Raw genomic sequence first — 17,613 nt, 5'->3', positions numbered from 1 at the left:
GAAATGAGGTATCAGGCCGCTTCGCGCAAGCCATGCTCCTCGATATCCATATTGCTCAGCCGGAACTGGCAGACCAGATTCTTGAGACGGGCCGTCTCGCTCGCCAGCATGGCGCTGGCGGCATTGTTTTCCTCGACCATGGCGGCATTCTGTTGCGTGCCCTGATCCAGATTGTTGACGGCAGTATTGATCTCGGAAAGCCCGAGAGACTGCTCCTTTGTCGCAACGGCGATGGCTTCGATATGGCCGTTGATTGTCTTGACCGAGCCGCCGATGCGCGACAGGGCTGCGCCGGTTTCCCGCACGAAACGCGCACCGTCCTTCACCTCGGTGCTGGAGTTGCGGATCAGCACCTTGATCTCGGCCGCAGCTTTTGCAGAGCGCTGTGCCAGTTCGCGCACCTCCTGGGCGACGACGGCGAAACCGCGTCCCGCCTGGCCTGCACGGGCTGCCTCGACGCCGGCATTGAGCGCGAGAAGGTTGGTCTGGAAAGCGATCTCATCGATAACGCTGATAATGCTGCCGATCTTGCCGGATGACTGTTCGATCTTCTCCATGGCCATGATTGTATCGACGACAAGGTCAGCCGTGCGGCTGGCATCCTCATCGGCGGAGTGGGCGACCGTGCGGGCTTCCACAGCACGCTCAGCCGAGATGCGGATATTCGCGGTCAGCTCATCAAGAGCGGCGGCGGTTTCCTCCAGCGAGGCGGCCTGCTGCTCGGTGCGGCGGGCAAGATCGGCAGCGCTCTGGCTGATTTCCTGGCTGCCGCCGTCGATCGCCACGCTCGACTGCACGACGCCGGACATGGCGGCATCCAGCTGGCGGATGGTGCGGTTGAGATCGTGGCGCAGCGTCTCGAAATCCGGAGCGAAGGGCTCGTTCAACTCGAAGGAGAGATCACCGGCGGCGAGACGGTGCAGCGCTGCCGCAAGACCGCTCGTCGCCTGCATCAGCCGCGCCTGTGCCTCCGCCTCCGCCTCGCGCTGGAAACGGGCCTTTTGGTCTTCCGCCTGTTGCCGGGCCGCAAAAGTCTGGTTCTCCAGTTCGATCTTGGCGATGGCGGCCTGACGGAAAATTTCCAGCGCCTGCGCCATGGCGCCGAATTCATCCTTACGGCGCAGGCCGGGAACGTCGAATTCGGTTTCGCCTTCGGCAAGGCGACGCATCGCACCGGTGATCAAGGTCGCGGGGCGCGTTATCGAACGGCCAATGAGATAGACCCCGGCAAAAAGGATCACGACGGTCAGGGCAATGAGGGCGACGACGATCAAAACCGTGGTTTCCGCCGCATTTTTGTTCTGCAGCGCGCTTGCCTGCCGCTCCTGCCGATAGGCCGAGGAAATATCGGCGACGAGCGGCAGCAATGCGGTATAGGCCGTGGCAACCGTCTCGCGTGCCGCCTGCTCCTCCAGCACCGCCTGCGCATAAAAGCGGAAGGAGGCGGTGTAGATTTCCAGCGCGTCCATGATGCGCTGGCGCTCGACGCCCGGCCGGTACTCCAGCTTCACCAGCGCCTTGAAGGTTTCCACCTCGGCGGCGTGTTTTGTCGCATAGGTTTCGTCGCGCCGCAGGATGAAATCCTTCTCGTGCCTGCGCATCATCAACATGCTGGCGCGGATTTCGGCATTGGCGACGGTGTCGATGTGTTTTTCAATGGAATGCACACCATTGCGCATAGCGCCTTCAAGACCATCGGCAGGGGTGAGACCCAGCTCCTGATTTTTGGAAACCAGCGCTTTCATGCGTTCTCCATAGGCGGCAACACCCTGCGCCAGTGCATCAAGTTTCACGCGGGCCTGCGGCGTGGCGCTGCCTTCGAGAGAATTGACGGACTGCCCAACCTTGCCCATCGTCTGGTCGAACTGCGCAACGGAATTCATGTCCCTGGAAAGCAGGAAGTCCCTCTGATACAGGCGGCTTTCGTGCAGAGCGTCCACCAGCGTCGTCAACACCCCGTCCCTCTGGATCAGCGTGTCTTCGGCGATGCGATAACGCTCCTCCATCTGCCGTTGCCACAACAGCATACCCGCGATGACGGCGATACCGCACAGCGCAGCCAGCGCCAGCATGGACACGCGATGCGCTATTTTGAACGTCGAGACCAGCGAAAACATTCAACCCTCATTTGTGAAATTTCATGGGGGCGATGAATGATCGACAAGACTTAAGAAGTTCTCTACCGGATTTGTCAGTTTGATTAAGTTTTTATGACAATCCACAGGTTAAGCAGAATAGACAGGAGATCCCCGCAAGCAAAAGGTTTGCACGATAAAGATACCTGCCGGGAAAACCGAGTAGACAGGAGGCGAGAAAGTACTGCTTTCCCGCCTCAGTATTGCCTCCCTGCTTTTATCATCTGACGCCAAGCCGGATAAAGAAAAACAGGGAGTTATGTCGATTGAGATCAATCCGGCCGGAGCATGCCAGACTATACCACCTCGTTTGCGGAGTTGCGCATCTGCGAAGCGCCTGCCCCCGACCAATCGACCCGGCGGGTGGCGTACATGGTTGCGGCTATGGCAATGAAGGAAATCACAGCACCTGCCAGCAACGCATATTCGTCTTCGTTCAAAACCAGATACATGACGCCGTAGGCGACCGCCAATACGGTAAACAACGCCACACCATTCCTGCGACTATTGGTTGCGCTACCGAGATAAGATGCGATCAGCGCCGCCGTCGCTGTTGATGCCGTGATATAGGCAACCGTGAAGCCCGTATGCTCGGAGAGCGCCAGCAGCAACACGTAGAAGATAATCAGCGCCAGCCCCGTCAGCACATATTGTATCCAGTGCACGACAGTACCGCCCTTGAGTTCAACGATGAAGACGGCAAGAAACACCAGTGAGATGAAACCGATCGAATATTTCAGCGTTCGGGCGATGATCTGGTAAAATTTCACGGGTTCGACGAGGTTGATCGTCATCAGGCTGCCCGACAGCGGCAGACGCGTGCCCTCCACCACCCGGTCTATGCCTCTCGCAAGATAAGGAATGGTCCAGTTCGCCTTGAAATCCGTAGCGGTGACGGTCTTCTGCTCGGGCAGGAACAGGCCTTCGAAGCCGGGATGTGGCCAATCGGCGTTTGCCGCAAAGCTCGTCGTCTGGCCGGCCGGCGCCACGGCGAAACTGCCTGAACCATTCAGGGAAAAGGCGATATCGAAGGCGAAGCCGGTTTCGATGAGGTTTCTCTCAATCGGCCTGTGCACACCGGCATCGGACCGGATCGATACCTCCGGACCGGCGCGGTTGGTCATCACCGAAATATCCCGCATGCCGGGATCAAAAGGCAGAACCGGGCCGCCATCGATTTTGACGCCGGCGCTGGAGCGTATGCCGGTCATATCCTGTATGCTGAGGACGAGAATGGCGTTCTCCAGTCGCGGCGTGCCGGAAAAGCGCGCGAGGTCCTGCAGGATGCCGGAACCGAAGCGGCCTTTCAGCGCGATGTTGCCGTTATAGACCGGCAGGCTGTAGATCGACAGCTGCTTTTCCTCGGTCTTCAGATCGGCCGCAACTTCAAGCGTTTCCGGCATGACCAGCACCCATTCCGTCGTGCGGTCGACGATGCTTTGGCCATTCACCTCGCGGCGGCGGTCCACGTCGAAAGGCACGGCAAGATAGGGACCGTTCACCACCTGATCACCGCCCCAGCCATTGGCAATCCGCCCCGACACATCTTCCGCCCGCGAGGCGCGCTCTTCCGTCAACCCCCAGACAAGCAGGAGCGGCACGAGCAGAACCATGGATATGAAGCCGATCATCAGGAACTTGGCGCCCGGCGAGCGCAGGCTGACGGCGAAATTGCCGCGCGGCGGGGCTGGAGGTGCATATCCACCCGCCGGCGCGATATCTTTTTCCGTTTCATGTACCATTCTGAAATCCTTATAAATATGATCGCGCCGAAACCGAAAGCGAAGTTCGGCGGCGCTGTCCCAAGTTTAAAACCCCAAATAGTCTTGCGTCCCCCAGGTGAACGCGGAGCCTATACTGGAAGCGGATTTCGGCTGATTGTGCGCGGAATTCGGTTTAACTCGCGGTAAAATTGTGACTTTGCCGCGTTTGTTGCAAAAACAAAAAGGGCCGGCGTTGCCGCCAGCCCTTTGTTTGAACCTGAATAAATCCAGATCAGTCCTTTTTGGACGGAATAACGCGCAGCGCCAGTTCGCGAAGCTGCGTCGGCGTTGCCGGCGACGGGGCGTTCATCAAGAGATCCTGCGCCTGCTGGTTCATCGGGAACAGCGTGATTTCGCGCAGGTTCTTGGCGCCGACCAGCAGCATGACCACACGGTCGATGCCGAATGCGCAACCGCCATGCGGAGGCGCGCCGTACTGGAAGGCGCGGTAGAGACCGCCGAAGCGCTCTTCCACATCGCTCTGCGACAGGCCGACCTTTTCGAAGGCCTTGACCATCAGCTCAGGCGACTGGTTACGGATCGAGCCGGAGGCGATTTCAAAACCGTTGCAGACCGCGTCATACTGGAACGCCTTGATGGAGAGCGGATCCTGCCCTTCCAGCGCTTCCATGCCGCCCTGCGGCATGGAGAACGGGTTGTGAGCAAAGTCGATCTTCTTTTCTTCGTCGTTGTATTCGAAGAAGGGGAAATCGACGATCCAGCACATTTCGAAACGGTCGCGATCGATCAGGTTCAGCTCGTCGGCGGCGCGGGTGCGCGCCTCGCCGGCGAACTTGTAGAACTTGGCGGGATCACCGGCGACGAAGAAGCAGGCATCACCCGCTTCCAGGCCGAGCTGCTGGCGCAGCGCCTCGGTGCGTTCCTCGCCAATGTTCTTGGCAAGCGGACCGGAGCCGCCGACCTTGCCGTCTTCTTCCTTCCAGAAGATATAACCGAGGCCCGGCTGGCCCTGAGACTGCGCCCATGCGTTCATGCGGTCGCAGAAAGCGCGCGAGCCGCCGGTCTTGGCCGGGATTGCCCAGACCTGAACCTTGGGGTTGGAAGCGATCATGTTGGCGAAGACCTTGAAGCCCGAACCATCGAAATGCTCGGTCACGGCTTCCATGACGATCGGGTTGCGCAGGTCCGGCTTGTCGGAGCCGTATTTACGGATCGATTCGTCATAGGGAATGCGTGGCCACTGTTTCGTCACCGGCTTGCCTTCGGCAAACTGTTCGAACACGGCCGTCATCATTGGCTCCATCGTGGTCCAGACATCTTCCTGGGTCACGAAGCTCATTTCAACGTCGAGCTGGTAGAATTCACCTGGCAGACGGTCGGCACGCGGGTCTTCATCGCGGAAGCACGGAGCGATCTGGAAGTAGCGGTCGAAACCGGCCACCATCAGAAGCTGCTTGTACTGCTGCGGCGCCTGCGGCAGCGCGAAGAACTGGCCTTCATGGATGCGCGAGGGAACGAGGAAGTCGCGCGCACCTTCCGGCGAGGATGCGGTGAGGATCGGCGTCGTGTATTCGGCAAAGCCCAGTTCACCCATGCCCTTGCGCATGGAAGAGATGATCTGCGTGCGCTTGACGATGTTCCTGTGCAGCGTCTCGCGGCGCAGGTCGAGGAAGCGGTACTTGAGGCGAACGTCCTCAGGATATTCCGGCTCGCCGAAGACAGGCAGCGGCAGTTCCTTGGCAACACCCAGAACCTCGATTTCCTGCGCGTAAAGCTCGATCTCGCCGGTCGCCATGCCCTTGTTGATGGTGTCCTCTGAACGCGCCTTGACCAGACCGTCGATGCGGATCACCCATTCGCCGCGCACCGTCTCGGCAACCTTGAAGGCCGGGCTATCGGGATCGGCCACCACCTGGGTGATGCCGTAATGGTCGCGAAGGTCGATGAAGAGAACGCCGCCATGATCTCGCACGCGGTGAACCCAACCGGAAAGGCGAACGGTTTCGCCGACGTCGGACTTGCGAAGAGCGGCACAGGTGTGGCTGCGGTAACGATGCATTTTTATATCCTGGAACGTGTCGTGGGCCAGATCAGCCGCACTGTCGAATTTGGCCGGAAAAACGCATGACCAGCCTGATTTGTCAAGGCAAAGCGCAAGATTGTCGCCTCCTGACTGTCCTTTCCCCCGCCTTGGCTTTAGATAGTGCTTATTCAGCCCGCCAAACCGAGTCGGCCCGCAATGAGCCAGATCAGACCCCTTATCCCGCTTCTCGTCACCGCCGGCATCCTGATCGGCGGCAATGGCCTGCAAGGAACCTATATCGCGCTGCGCGGCCTGTCCGAAGGGTTTTCGGCCAGCACCATCGGCCTCATCAGCGCCGCCTATAGTCTCGGTTTCGCGCTCGGCTGCATTTCGGTGACACGCCTGCTGCGCAAGATCGGCCATATCCGCACTTTTGCCACCATGGCGGCCGTGGCGTCGGCTGCGTCGATTGCCATGCCGCTCATCCTGCATCCGCTGTTCTGGCTAGCGATGCGCTTCATCATCGGCATTGCGGTTGCCTGTCTTTTCGCGGCCATCGAAAGCTGGATCAATGCGCAGGTGACGAATTCCAACCGGGCGCGGACACTCTCCATCTATCGTTTCGTCGATCTCGGCTCCGTCACTCTTGCGCAATACATCATACCCGTCGCCGGCATCGATGGCCCCGTGGTATTTTCGCTGATCGCCATGGCGCTTTCGCTGTCGCTGGTGCCGATCTCGCTTGCCGACAAATCCAACCCCGCCCCGCCGAAACAGATACCTTTCAATCTTTTCGCCGTCTGGCGCATTTCACCACTTGCCGTCGTCGGCTGCGTCGCCGTCGGTCTCAGCATGGCGGCTTTTCGCAACATCGGCCCGATCTACGCCGAACAGATCGGCCTTTCGGTAACTGCCATCGCCACCTTCATGAGCGCCGGCATCATCGGCGGCGTTGTGCTGCAATATCCGCTCGGCGTTTATTCCGATCGTTATGACCGACGCATCATCATTCTCGCCACCACCGCGGGCTCGGTGATCGTCGGCCTGTTTCTCGCCTTCTTCGCCGGCACCGACGAGTGGAGCAACATTATCGGCGTCTTCGTGTTCGGCGCATTCGCCCTGCCGCTTTATTCGCTCAGTTCCGCCCACGGCAACGACCATGCCAAGGAAGGCGAACATGCGATGGTTTCGGCCGGGCTTTTGTTCTTCTGGTCGGTGGGTGCGACTGTCGGCCCCCTGCTCGCTTCCGTTCTGATCGACCAGTTCGGCCCGAAGGCACTGTTCAGCTACACCGCCGCGATCCAGATCGTTTTCATCGCCTACACCATATACCGGCTGCGGGTGCGCGAGGGTGTTCCCGTGGAAGAGAGGAACTGGCGGTTCCGTTCGCTTTTGCGCACATCCGCCTATTTTCAGAAGCTCGCAGCCCCCATGCCGCCCAAAAAGGACGGGACGGAGCCCAATCCGCCCGAGAAAAACGATCCTTGAGCCTTCAAAGGCGGGCTTTGTATTGACATGCGCCCGGCAAAGGGAAAGTAAGACGGATAATTTTCACGAGTGGCCATTTGCAATGATTGAAACGACTGCCGCCCTCGCCGAAGCCTGCACGGAACTGGCGAAATCGGAATTCATCACCATCGACACCGAGTTCCTGCGGGAAACGACCTTCTGGCCGGAGCTTTGTCTCGTGCAGATGGCAAGCCCGACGCTTGAAGTGCTGGTCGATCCGCTCGCCAAGGGTCTCGATCTCACGCCGCTTTTCGAGCTGATGGCCAATCCTGCTGTCGTGAAGGTTTTCCATGCCGCACGGCAGGATATCGAAATCATCTACCATCTCGGCGGGCTCATTCCACACCCGATCTTCGACACCCAGGTCGCCGCCATGGTCTGCGGTTTCGGCGATTCGATCTCCTACGACCAGCTGGTGCAGAAGATCAAGAACGTCCAGATCGACAAATCCTCGCGCTTCACCGACTGGAGCCGCCGCCCGCTGACCGAAAAGCAGCTGGATTACGCGCTGGCCGACGTGACCCATCTGCGCGACGTCTATCTCTCGCTGAAGTCGCAGCTGGAGCGCGAAGGCCGCTCTCTGTGGCTGACCGAAGAGATGGACATTCTGGAATCGCGTGACACCTATGACATGCATCCCGACGACGCGTGGCTGAGGCTGAAATCGCGCCTGCGCAAGCCGACCGAGCTCGCCATCCTCAAATTCGTCGCCGCCTGGCGCGAGCGTGAGGCGCGCTCGCGCAACGTGCCACGTTCGCGCGTCCTGAAGGACGATGCGATCTTCGAAATCGCCCAGCAGCAGCCTAAGGACGCCGAGGCGCTATCGCGCCTGCGCACGATCCCCAAAGGCTGGGAACGCTCCACTTCGGGTACCGCCATCATCGAAACCGTAAATGCAGCGCTGGCATTGCCGAAAGAGGAAATGCCCAAGGCGCCGCGCCACAGCCACGCGCCGGAAGGCTCCGGTGCTGCCGTGGAACTCTTGAAGGTTCTGCTGAAGCTGACGGCCGACAAGCACGGCGTTGCCGCCAAGGTCATCGCCAACAGCGACGATCTGGACAAGATCGCCGCTGAAGGTGAAAACGCGACCGTGGGGGCACTGACCGGCTGGCGGCGCGAACTCTTCGGCGATGTGGCGCTGAAACTCATCAACGGCGAAGTGGCGCTGCGTTTTGCCGGCAAGAAGGTCGAGGCGGTTGAGGTTGCGGTGAGCGGCGAGTAGCCCCTCGCTTTTAACCCCAATTTTGCCCGTATCGCGGTCCATCCCTGTGCACATCGTTGCGCTTTGAGGGTCTTGTGATGAAACCTGCCCGCATCCTGCTGCTGGCCGCCCTTGTGGCGGCCGCAGGCATTCTCCCCGCCCCTTTTTCCGCGCGCGCCGATGACGGCAAGGTCGATCTTCAGGGCGAATGGACGACCGACTGCCTGAAGATCGGCAAGAACGACCGGCATGGCATTGTCACACGCATCACGATACGCGGTGATCGCATGCACGCCGTCTCGCAGATCTATGCCCGCAATGGCTGCCAGCAGCCCACGGTGCAGGTACGTTATGAAGGCACGCTTGATGGTGGCCTGAGAGACCATGACAGCATGCTCTTTGCCCATACCGTCACCGCGATTACCATGACACCGAACGACGCCGACGTCGTTGCGCACTATAATGGCGACCCGAAGGGCACCGGCTGCGGCCTGAACGGCTGGAAGGAGAATGTTCCCTTTGATGTCGATGGCCGGACCTGTGCAGCCATCACCTTTGCCCACAAGGGAGAAACCCTGTTCGACCGGGCATGGATCGACGGCAAGCGGCTGCGTTTTGCCGCCTTTCCGGTCAAATGGTCGAACCGTTCGCCGGATGACCGGCCGCAATCCCCGCTTGAAACTGTCTATTACAGAACATCATATTAGACGTAATGCCACCTGTGCGCCCGTTTTGCGGCAACAGGGCAACAACCTTTCCAATCCTTCATGTGACCTTACTGAAAGGTCACTTTTTGCAGCGCATTTTCCACATTAATGTCGCATATGACCGCAACAGAAGCTTCGCCGACGGGAGCGGCCAGTTCTTCCTTCCCGAGGCCAAGCCTTCCCTGCCCGAGACCCAAGAACCGACATGAGAAAATTGCTGCCCATTCTGGATTACGTGGTGCTCTTCGTTGCCGTGGCCGGCGCCGGGGTGGCCTACGCATTTCTGGAATATGGCGGCGGCGCATTGATCGGCGCGACCTATGCGCTGTTTGCCTGCGCACCCATTCTCGCTTTTGAGCGCGGTTACATCATGCCCGGCCTGTCGCGGCGGGTCAGCGCATTGCCGACACCGGTCTATATCGCCGTCGGTCTGATCATCTATGCCGTTCTCGTTTTCTGCGGCTTCGGGCTTGGCGGCACCATCCTGTGGCTGAGCGGGATATTTCCCGGCACCTGGAAACGGGCTGTGCATGCCGAAGTGCAGACGCTCGTCTTCACCCTCATCGTCTGCGGCATCATCGTTTTCATCATGCGGGTGCGCGAGCTTCTCGGCCGCGACATCTTCATCGATCTCATTCTCGGACGCTATCGCCGCCCCGTCAGCGAAGACCGCGTCTTCATCTTCATCGATCTTGTCGGCTCCACCTCATTTGCCGAAACCAATGGCGACCTGAAGGCCCAGGAGTTTCTCGGCGAAATCTTCGCGAGCTATGCCGCACCGGTCCGGAAACATGGCGGCGTCATCGATGACTATATTGGCGACGCCGCCATCATCACCTGGCCCTATCACATGGCAATCAGGCGGGCGGCCTGCGTGCGCTGTGTCTTCGATATTCTGGCGACCATCGAGGAAAAACGCGACATGTGGATTTCCCGATTCGGCGAAGTGCCGCGCCTGCGCTTCGCCATCCATGGCGGGCCGGTCATAACAGCGGAAATCGGTGTCGATCACCACAAGATCACCTATTTCGGCGATACGGTGAACACGACCTCGCGTCTCGAATCACTGAGCAAGATGCTCGGCCACCCGGTGCTGATTTCCGCAGACCTTGCCCACCAACTGGTGCTTCCAAAGGGTGTGCGCAGCGAATATCTCGGTGAACATGCGGTCAAGGGCCGTGGCCAGACACTGGGTGTATGCACGCTCAGCCAGTATCAGGCCCCTGCCGCATAAGGGCAATTGGCTGGAAGAAGCCGTGCTGTCCCGTTTGGAGACGGCAGCCGTCATCAAAATTCATCAAAGCTTCAAACGACAATCACCTGCCTGTCATGGAGCGCCCCTATCGCCTCAATCCTGTCTTCAACAGGTATCGAGGGGTCTTATCCATGAAGCACATTCTTTTCGCGTCCTGCGCAGTTCTCGCGCTTGCCACCACATCTTATGCGGCCGAGAAGGAGTTTCCGGCAAAGCTGGTCTCCCACGCCATTCTGCCGGCCAACACCATCATCCCAGCACCATCAGATGCGCCGGAGCACCTCAAGACCTCCGCCAAGTTCACGACGGCCGACCGCAAGCGCGCCGAGGGCCTCGGCACCGTGCCCGGCAAGGACGGCGTTCGCCTGACCGGTCTTTCCATGCCGTTCAACGGCCAGCCGATGCAGGGCTTTTCCGGTATCAAGGCCATGGCCGACGGCAGCTTCTGGAGCCTTTCCGACAACGGCTTCGGTTCCAAGCTGAATTCCAGCGACGCCATGCTGATGCTTCACCATCTGAAGTTCGACTGGGACGCCGGCAAGGTCAACGCGCTTGAAACCGTGTTTCTCTCCGACCCTGACATGAAAGCGCCCTTCCCGATCGTTCTCGAAGGATCGAGCAAGCGTTACCTGACGGGCGCCGATTTCGACGTCGAATCCATTCAGCCTGTCGCCGATGGTTTCTGGGTGGGCGAAGAGTTCGGTCCTTACATCCTGAAATTCACCCGTGACGGCAAGTTGACCGACGTCATTGCCACCAAGGCTGGTGACATCGACGTGAAGTCACCGGATCATCCGACTCTGGCCCTGCCCGGCAACCCGACGCAGAAAATGCCTGCCTTCAACCTGAAACGTTCCGGCGGTTATGAAGGCATGGCGCTCTCCAAGGACGGTTCGAAGCTCTACGGTCTGCTGGAAGGCCCGCTCTACACCGCCGATGGCCAGGTGGAGAAAACCGAAGACGGTTCGACCGGCCTTCGGATCATCGAACTCGACACCGCCAAGAAGGAATGGACCGGCCGCACCTGGCTCTATCCGCTGGCAGAGGGCGGCGAAGCCATCGGCGACTTCAACATGCTTGATGACAGCACGGCGCTGGTCATCGAACGTGACAATGGCGCCGGCACCGCCGACAAGGCGTGCGCCGATCCGAAGAAGCCGGAAGCAAACTGCTTTGCCGTGCCCTCCAAGGTCAAGCGCATCTACAAGATCGAGTTCAATGACGCCAATGTCGGCAAGGCCGCCCGCAAGATCGGCTATATCGATCTTCTGAAGATCTCCGATCCTGACAACAAGAAACGTCAGGGCGGCGGCAACGGCTATTACGACATGCCTTTTGTCACCATCGAGAATGTCGACCGCGTTGACGCCACGCATATCATCGTCGGCAACGACAACAACCTGCCCTTCTCGGCAGGTCGTGCGCTGGACAAGGCTGACGATAACGAATTCGTCCTCTTGGAAGTCAAGGACCTGCTCGACGCCAAGTAAGAAAAACGGTGCCGGAACTGGTTCCGGCACCACCCGCGCGACCGCGCATATTCAACAGGGCGGAGCGTCGTTGCAGCCTCCAGAGGAGGCGCGGCGCTCCGCTTTTTTCCAGTCATGCCTGACCCGGAGCCCGGCTCCGAAACGGGAAAGACCCCTTCATGCAGGATCATGCCGAACGACTTTATTATGCGCTGAGGAAAAGCTGGTCGGGCGAGACCAGCAGTCTGTGGTCGCGGGAAAACCCCGCCCGTGGACAGGGCAGCGTCACCGCTCTGGTGGTTCAGGATATTTTCGGCGGTGAGATCGCCAAAACCGCCGTCAGCGGCGCCGAACATTTCTACAATATCGTCGATGACATTCGCTGGGATTTCACCTTCGCCCAGTTTGATATTCCCGTCGGTTATCAGGACAGACCCGCCACCCGCACCGAAGCGATGGCAAAGATTACGCCGCTGCAATATGCCTATCTCAGCGCCTGCATCAGGAAGGCGCTGGGGCACGGTTGATCCACTTAAAAATATGGTGGGACTGGCTTTCCCGCAATGCGGACACAATCCATGACATATGATCGGGCAGCGAAACGAGGCGCACCAAGAGGAGAAATGCCCCGTGAATGACAGCTGCCCCATCCTGACACCGGCCGAACGGCAAGCTCAGGATATATTTGAACAAACAGAAGAAGCTTTGATGGCTGCAATTTACGCGGCGCTTGAGCGCGCCAGCACGAAGGCCGCCGAAGAGCTGCAGGCCATTGGCTCCGATATTGAGCCTCCCGCCTATGAATATTTTGTCGCCACCGCGCATCAGCAGCTCTTCCTGCGGTTATGCGGAGCCGACGGGGAAACCTTCGAAGGCGGAGACCCTGAAGTCGCATCCCACATCATCCGGAATGCGCAAAACATATCCGACCATTACTGGACCAAGAGCCAGGCGAAGGCGGATGCATCTCACGACTGACGGCACATGCCCTCTTCCTGACTTTCAGTCTGAAGGCAGGTTTTGCACGATACGAGTGACCAACAGGGTTGATCTTTAACAGCAGCAGCTGGCGCAACCGGGCTCCTCTTAAGATTTACCGTCACAGGCCCTTCATCATCTCCGGATAGGCAGACGCAAATCCGGAGACTGACATGGATTCGACCGCACAATTCAATCGCCCAAAAATCGCAGAAACCGTTGTCCATTCAACAGCGAGTATCAGGGATTCAGGCATCGGCAAATGCTGTGAAATCTTGGCGGATACAGCCCTGAACAATACCGATCTCGGCGACTACTCGTATCTGGGACCCCGTTGCATGGTTGGTGATGCGACGATCGGAAAGTTCTGCGCCATTGCCGCGGAGGTGCGGATAGGCGCTCCCAACCATCCGATGGACCGGCCTTCCATGCATCGTTTCAGCTACTGCCCGGAATATTACTCGGCGGATGCCGTTCGTGACGACGCGTTTTTCGACCGGCGAAAGCAGGACCGATCCGTCATCGGTAACGATGTCTGGATTGGACACGGAGTTATTGTGTTGCCGGGTGTAAGGGTTGGAGACGGCGCCGTGCTGGCAGCCGGTGCGGTCGTTACCAAGGACGTGCCGTCCTACACCATCGTTGGCGGTGTTCCCGCGAAAATCATTCGCGAGCGGTTTTCGCGATCCATAGCGCGCCAGCTCGCCGCCATCGCGTGGTGGGACTGGCCATTCGAGACAATCATGGCGCGGCTTGCCGATTTTCAGTCGAGCGACATCGAAGCCTTTTGCGAGCGCTGGTCTGCGTCACCCACGCCTGTCGCAAAATAAAACTCTTATTACTCGAACACGAACGCCAGCCGCTTGCCCGTCAGCTTCGCCAGCTGCTGCAAACGCCCGTCCAGACGCTCGCCGGCAAAATCGCAGTAATCATGCGGCACCACGAATTCCAGATCGAGATCGGGATTGGTGGATTTGCGGAATTTCAGATGGTCGACAACGCCCGGCATCGAGGCCGAGAACAGGTAAACGACGCGCAGCAGGCCGCCGAGCAATTTGCCGAGTTCCAGCAGCCGGTCACCTGCCATGGCCGCCAGCGGCTCGGTGGTGCCGTTGTCGTTCAGTCCCTCGAAGCGATAATAATTGGCAAGCGCTATATAGGCTCGGCCAGGATGGGTAATTGCGACGAAGGAGGAGTGGGCGATGATATTGAGCGCCTGCAGGCCGCGATAGTCAGGATGGGCGCGCCAGCTGATATCGGCGAGAAGGCAGGCCGCCTGGCGGTAACGACTTTCTTCTTCCGTCTCGTCGATGCCGAAGACAGGAAAGGTGCGGCCGCTCCAATCCGCCAGTTCACGCGCATGTTCGGGCGAACGGGCGCGCAGGATGGCAAGTTCGTCGGCCGTGACCAGCAGCGGGTCCAGATCACGCTCCGTTTCCGTCAGCAGCGAATAGAGATAACCTTCGCGCACGCCCTGCGCGGAAAAGGCGATCTTTGCCGGCTTCATCACCTTCAGAACCTCGCGCATGGCGATGGCGCCGAAGGGCAGAAGCGAACGGCGGTTCTTGGAAACCGCCTGCCAGGCGGGATCCTTGCTGTCTCTGGAGAGAATGACCTCCTCCAGAAAATTCAGCATTTCCTCCAGCGGCAATTCATATCCCTGCATCATATGCAGCGGGTAACCGGTGATTTCCATGTGCAGCTTGGCGATGTTTCGCCATGTGCCGCCTACGGCATAAAAGGTGCGTCCCTCACCCGCCGTCAGCAGCTTTGCAAAGGATTTGACGTGCTTTCTGGCAATGGTCGCTGCTTTTTCGAGCGAACCATCCGATTGCTCGGAAAGCCTCAGGCCACCGAGCGGCAGGGTAATGCCCTCGCCGCAGCTTTTGCCCTTGATATCGATGAGTTCGAGCGAACCGCCGCCCAGGTCGCCGGCAATGCCATCCGGATCATGGAAACCGCTGATCACCCCGTAAGCGGAATAAAGCGCTTCCTTTTCGCCTGACAGCACCTCGACTTCGCAGCCGAGAATCGCTTCTGCCTCGCGGATGAAATCCGGACCGTTTTCCGCTTCGCGCGCCGCCGCCGTCGCCAGCACATAAAGTTCCTGTGCCTGCGCCTGTTCGGAAAGCGCATGGAAACGCCTGAGCGCCATCAGTGCCCGGCTGACACCTTCCTCATGCATGCGGCCCGTCAGTGCCAGTCCTTTGCCAAGACCGCAAAGGACCTTTTCGTTGAACAGCACCGCGGGCGCGCGGGAGAGACCTTCATATACGACAAGACGAACGGAGTTCGAACCAATATCTATGACGGAAACGGGGGCAAGGCCGGTCAGCCGCCCCTGTGCTTCTGATCGAGTCATTCAGCCTGTTTCTTGCGGGAAGAAATCAACCCGGCAATCAATTTGGGCGCACTGGATTTCAAGGCTTCACCACGTCCGGAAAGGCTGGGATTGGTCATGAAATAGTGCTGCGCGTTGAACGGTTCTTCGCCTTTACGCACCTCGATGCGCCTCGACGTTCCGTCCGCAAGTATCTCGTAGCTCTGCTGGTTGTCAATGAGATTGCCCAGCATAATCTGTGAAAGAACCTGCTCGTGCACGGTGGGATTGGTGAGCGGCACCAGCGTTTCGACACGGCGATCAAGGTTGCGCGGCATCATGTCGGCCGAGCCGATATAGACCAGCGCCTTGTCGGACGGCAGGCCGAAACCGTTGCCGAAGCAGAAAATCCGGCTGTGTTCGAGGAAGCGGCCGACGATGGATTTGACGCGGATATTGTCGGAAAGACCGGCCACCTGCGGGCGCAGGCAGCAGATGCCGCGGATCACCAGATCAATCTCCACACCGGCAGCGCTGGCGCGGTAAAGCGAATCGATAATTTCAGGGTCGACCAGCGAATTCATCTTCATCCAGATCGCCGCCGGCGCACCGCGCTTGGCGTGCTCGATCTCTTCATTGATGTGCTTCACGATGCGTGAGCGCAGCGTATAGGGCGAAATCGCCAGCTTCATGCCCTCTTCCGGCTCACCATAACCGGTGATGAAGTTGAAGATATTCGCCATGTCGTGGGCGATCTTCGGGTTGCAGGTGAAGAAGGACAGGTCGGTGTAAATCTTGGCCGTGATCGGGTGATAGTTGCCCGTGCCGAGATGGCAATAGGTTCTGAGCTTGCCGTCCTCGCGGCGCACCACCATCGACATCTTGGCGTGGGTTTTCAGTTCGATGAAGCCGAACACCACCTGCACGCCGGCACGCTCCAGATCGCGCGCCCAGCGGATGTTGGCTTCTTCGTCAAAGCGTGCCTTCAATTCCACCAGAGCGGTGACGGATTTGCCGGCTTCGGCCGCGTCAATCAGCGCACGGACGATCGGGCTGTCATTGGAAGTACGGTAAAGCGTCTGCTTGATGGCGAGAACTTCGGGATCGCGCGCTGCCTGCAGCAGGAACTGCACGACCACGTCGAAGCTTTCATAGGGGTGGTGAACCACCATGTCCTTTTCGCGGATGGCGGCGAGGCAATCGCCGGCATGTTCGCGTACACGCTCGGGGAAACGCGCGTTGTAAGGCTCGAATTTCAGGTCGTCGCGCGGCGCGCGCACGATTTCCGAAATGGTGTTGAGCGCCAGAAGACCCGGCAGAACCGCGACGCGGTTATCCGGCACGCCAAGCTCATGCACCACGAACTGGCGCAGCGACTGCGGCATTTCGCTGTCGGTCTCGATGCGGATAACGGAGCCGCGACGGCGGCGCTTCAGCGCGCTTTCGAAGAAACGAACCAGATCTTCCGCCTCTTCCTCCACCTCGATATCGCTGTCGCGAATGATGCGGAAGGTGCCGAAGCCGCGGACCGTATAACCGGGATAAAGCCGGTGGATGAACAGGCCGACCACATCTTCAAGCGTGATGTAACGAATGGCGTTCTTGTCATCCGGCAGGCGCACGAAGCGGTCGAGTGCGGGTGGCAGGCGCAGGAGCGCGGTCATCGGCTCGCGGCCGTTGACGCTGTCGAGCTGCAGGCCCATCGAGAAGCCGAGGTTGGGAATGAAGGGGAACGGGTGCGCGGGGTCGATGGACAGCGGCGTCAGCACCGGGAAGATGCGCTCTTCGAATTCGGTGCCAAGCCAGGTGCGGTCGGCATCGGACAGTGCGGCAGGCCGCACGACGAAGATTTCTTCCTTGGCGAGATATTGCTGCAGCACGGCGAGCGAGGCCTGCTGCTCCATCTGCAGATTGTCGATTTCTTTCAGAATATCTTCCAGCTGCTCGGCCGGCGTCTTGCCATCCGGCGTCCGCACGGTGATCTTCTGGCGAACCTGGCCTTCGAGGCCGGCGACGCGGACCATGAAGAATTCATCGAGGTTGGCGGCAGAGATGGAGAGGAAACGCAGCCGCTCCAGAAGCGGATGATCCGTATTCAGCGTTTCTTCAAGAACGCGACGGTTGAACTGGAGCCAGGAGAATTCACGGTTGACGAAACGGGCGGGGCTATCCCAGAGGCTCTCGCCCTCGGTCACCGGCTGAACCTTGTCGAAGTTGTCCTGCGCTACTGCGTCCATGCCCTGTTCCATCCCCTGACCAATTTCCGTCCCGTGATCCTGTTGCATCGCGTGA

13 protein-coding genes are annotated in these 17,613 nt (G+C 59.3%); 8 read left to right on the top strand and 5 right to left on the bottom strand.

Translation table 11 applies throughout. From position 1 onward, the window contains the following. Positions 1-11 precede the first annotated feature (11 nt). The 3 genes from EXN68_RS02785 to aspS all read right to left on the bottom strand — a co-directional run bounded on the left by EXN68_RS02785 (position 12) and on the right by aspS (position 5,918). Positions 12-2,117, bottom strand: a complete 2,106-nt coding sequence (locus EXN68_RS02785) for a methyl-accepting chemotaxis protein (RefSeq protein ID WP_142839539.1) — start codon at positions 2,115-2,117, stop codon at positions 12-14. Between the two features lie 314 nt (positions 2,118-2,431). Next, positions 2,432-3,877: a cell envelope integrity protein CreD gene (gene creD, locus EXN68_RS02780; RefSeq protein WP_142839538.1), complete on the bottom strand. Its 1,446-nt coding sequence runs from the start codon at positions 3,875-3,877 to the stop codon at positions 2,432-2,434. 253 nt (positions 3,878-4,130) lie between these two features. Beyond that, positions 4,131-5,918 carry an aspartate--tRNA ligase gene (gene aspS, locus EXN68_RS02775; protein WP_142839537.1) on the bottom strand — a complete coding sequence of 596 codons (1,788 nt, stop codon included), beginning with the start codon at positions 5,916-5,918 and terminating at the stop codon, positions 4,131-4,133. A gap of 180 nt (positions 5,919-6,098) precedes the next feature. Between aspS and EXN68_RS02770 the strand changes: the two genes are divergently transcribed. The 8 genes from EXN68_RS02770 (at position 6,099) to EXN68_RS02735 (ending at position 13,831) form a co-directional block, all read left to right on the top strand. Further along, positions 6,099-7,370 (top strand): MFS transporter, encoded by a 1,272-nt coding sequence (locus EXN68_RS02770; RefSeq protein WP_142839536.1) that lies wholly within the window; start codon positions 6,099-6,101, stop codon positions 7,368-7,370. Positions 7,371-7,452: 82 nt separating this feature from the next. Beyond that, positions 7,453-8,613 (top strand): ribonuclease D, encoded by a 1,161-nt coding sequence (gene rnd, locus EXN68_RS02765; protein ID WP_142839535.1) that lies wholly within the window; start codon positions 7,453-7,455, stop codon positions 8,611-8,613. 77 nt (positions 8,614-8,690) lie between these two features. Then, complete coding sequence (locus EXN68_RS02760) at positions 8,691-9,299, top strand: hypothetical protein (protein ID WP_161991172.1); 609 nt, start codon at positions 8,691-8,693, stop codon at positions 9,297-9,299. Positions 9,300-9,504: 205 nt separating this feature from the next. Further along, entirely contained in the window at positions 9,505-10,533 is a 1,029-nt protein-coding gene (locus EXN68_RS02755) for an adenylate/guanylate cyclase domain-containing protein (protein ID WP_052820378.1), read from the top strand. Between the two features lie 152 nt (positions 10,534-10,685). Further along, complete coding sequence (locus EXN68_RS02750) at positions 10,686-12,044, top strand: esterase-like activity of phytase family protein (protein ID WP_142839534.1); 1,359 nt, start codon at positions 10,686-10,688, stop codon at positions 12,042-12,044. 158 nt (positions 12,045-12,202) lie between these two features. After that, on the top strand, positions 12,203-12,550 hold the full coding sequence (locus EXN68_RS02745; RefSeq protein WP_142839533.1) for a YunG family protein: 348 nt from the start codon (positions 12,203-12,205) through the stop codon (positions 12,548-12,550). 103 nt (positions 12,551-12,653) lie between these two features. Beyond that, positions 12,654-13,001 carry a hypothetical protein gene (locus EXN68_RS02740; RefSeq protein ID WP_142839532.1) on the top strand — a complete coding sequence of 116 codons (348 nt, stop codon included), beginning with the start codon at positions 12,654-12,656 and terminating at the stop codon, positions 12,999-13,001. Between the two features lie 173 nt (positions 13,002-13,174). Further along, a complete protein-coding gene (locus tag EXN68_RS02735) occupies positions 13,175-13,831 on the top strand; it encodes a DapH/DapD/GlmU-related protein (RefSeq protein WP_142839531.1) in 657 nt (218 codons plus the stop codon). 8 nt (positions 13,832-13,839) lie between these two features. Here EXN68_RS02735 and ppx read toward each other — a convergent pair whose 3' ends face one another. After that, positions 13,840-15,363, bottom strand: a complete 1,524-nt coding sequence (ppx, locus tag EXN68_RS02730) for an exopolyphosphatase (protein ID WP_046798850.1) — start codon at positions 15,361-15,363, stop codon at positions 13,840-13,842. After that, complete coding sequence (locus EXN68_RS02725; RefSeq protein ID WP_161991213.1) at positions 15,360-17,606, bottom strand: RNA degradosome polyphosphate kinase; 2,247 nt, start codon at positions 17,604-17,606, stop codon at positions 15,360-15,362. Before EXN68_RS02725 ends, ppx begins: the two co-directional genes overlap by 4 nt. Positions 17,607-17,613: the final 7 nt, after the last annotated feature.

The sequence above is a fragment of the Martinezella rhizogenes genome, assembly GCF_007002745.1.
In the GTDB taxonomy this organism is placed as follows: Bacteria; Pseudomonadota; Alphaproteobacteria; order Rhizobiales; family Rhizobiaceae; genus Agrobacterium; species Agrobacterium cucumeris.
This window is presented reverse-complemented; position numbering and strand designations above follow the sequence as displayed.

What these genes read in the sequence shown, in the direction of transcription:
- EXN68_RS02785 (WP_142839539.1), bottom strand. Translation starts at nt 2,117, where the DNA reads ATGTTTTCGCTGGTCTCGACGTTCAAAATAGCGCATCGCGTGTCCATG.
- creD (WP_142839538.1), bottom strand. Translation starts at nt 3,877, where the DNA reads ATGGTACATGAAACGGAAAAAGATATCGCGCCGGCGGGTGGATATGCA.
- aspS (WP_142839537.1), bottom strand. Translation starts at nt 5,918, where the DNA reads ATGCATCGTTACCGCAGCCACACCTGTGCCGCTCTTCGCAAGTCCGAC.
- EXN68_RS02770 (WP_142839536.1), top strand. Translation starts at nt 6,099, where the DNA reads ATGAGCCAGATCAGACCCCTTATCCCGCTTCTCGTCACCGCCGGCATC.
- rnd (WP_142839535.1), top strand. Translation starts at nt 7,453, where the DNA reads ATGATTGAAACGACTGCCGCCCTCGCCGAAGCCTGCACGGAACTGGCG.
- EXN68_RS02760 (WP_161991172.1), top strand. Translation starts at nt 8,691, where the DNA reads ATGAAACCTGCCCGCATCCTGCTGCTGGCCGCCCTTGTGGCGGCCGCA.
- EXN68_RS02755 (WP_052820378.1), top strand. Translation starts at nt 9,505, where the DNA reads ATGAGAAAATTGCTGCCCATTCTGGATTACGTGGTGCTCTTCGTTGCC.
- EXN68_RS02750 (WP_142839534.1), top strand. Translation starts at nt 10,686, where the DNA reads ATGAAGCACATTCTTTTCGCGTCCTGCGCAGTTCTCGCGCTTGCCACC.
- EXN68_RS02745 (WP_142839533.1), top strand. Translation starts at nt 12,203, where the DNA reads ATGCAGGATCATGCCGAACGACTTTATTATGCGCTGAGGAAAAGCTGG.
- EXN68_RS02735 (WP_142839531.1), top strand. Translation starts at nt 13,175, where the DNA reads ATGGATTCGACCGCACAATTCAATCGCCCAAAAATCGCAGAAACCGTT.
- ppx (WP_046798850.1), bottom strand. Translation starts at nt 15,363, where the DNA reads ATGACTCGATCAGAAGCACAGGGGCGGCTGACCGGCCTTGCCCCCGTT.
- EXN68_RS02725 (WP_161991213.1), bottom strand. Translation starts at nt 17,606, where the DNA reads ATGCAACAGGATCACGGGACGGAAATTGGTCAGGGGATGGAACAGGGC.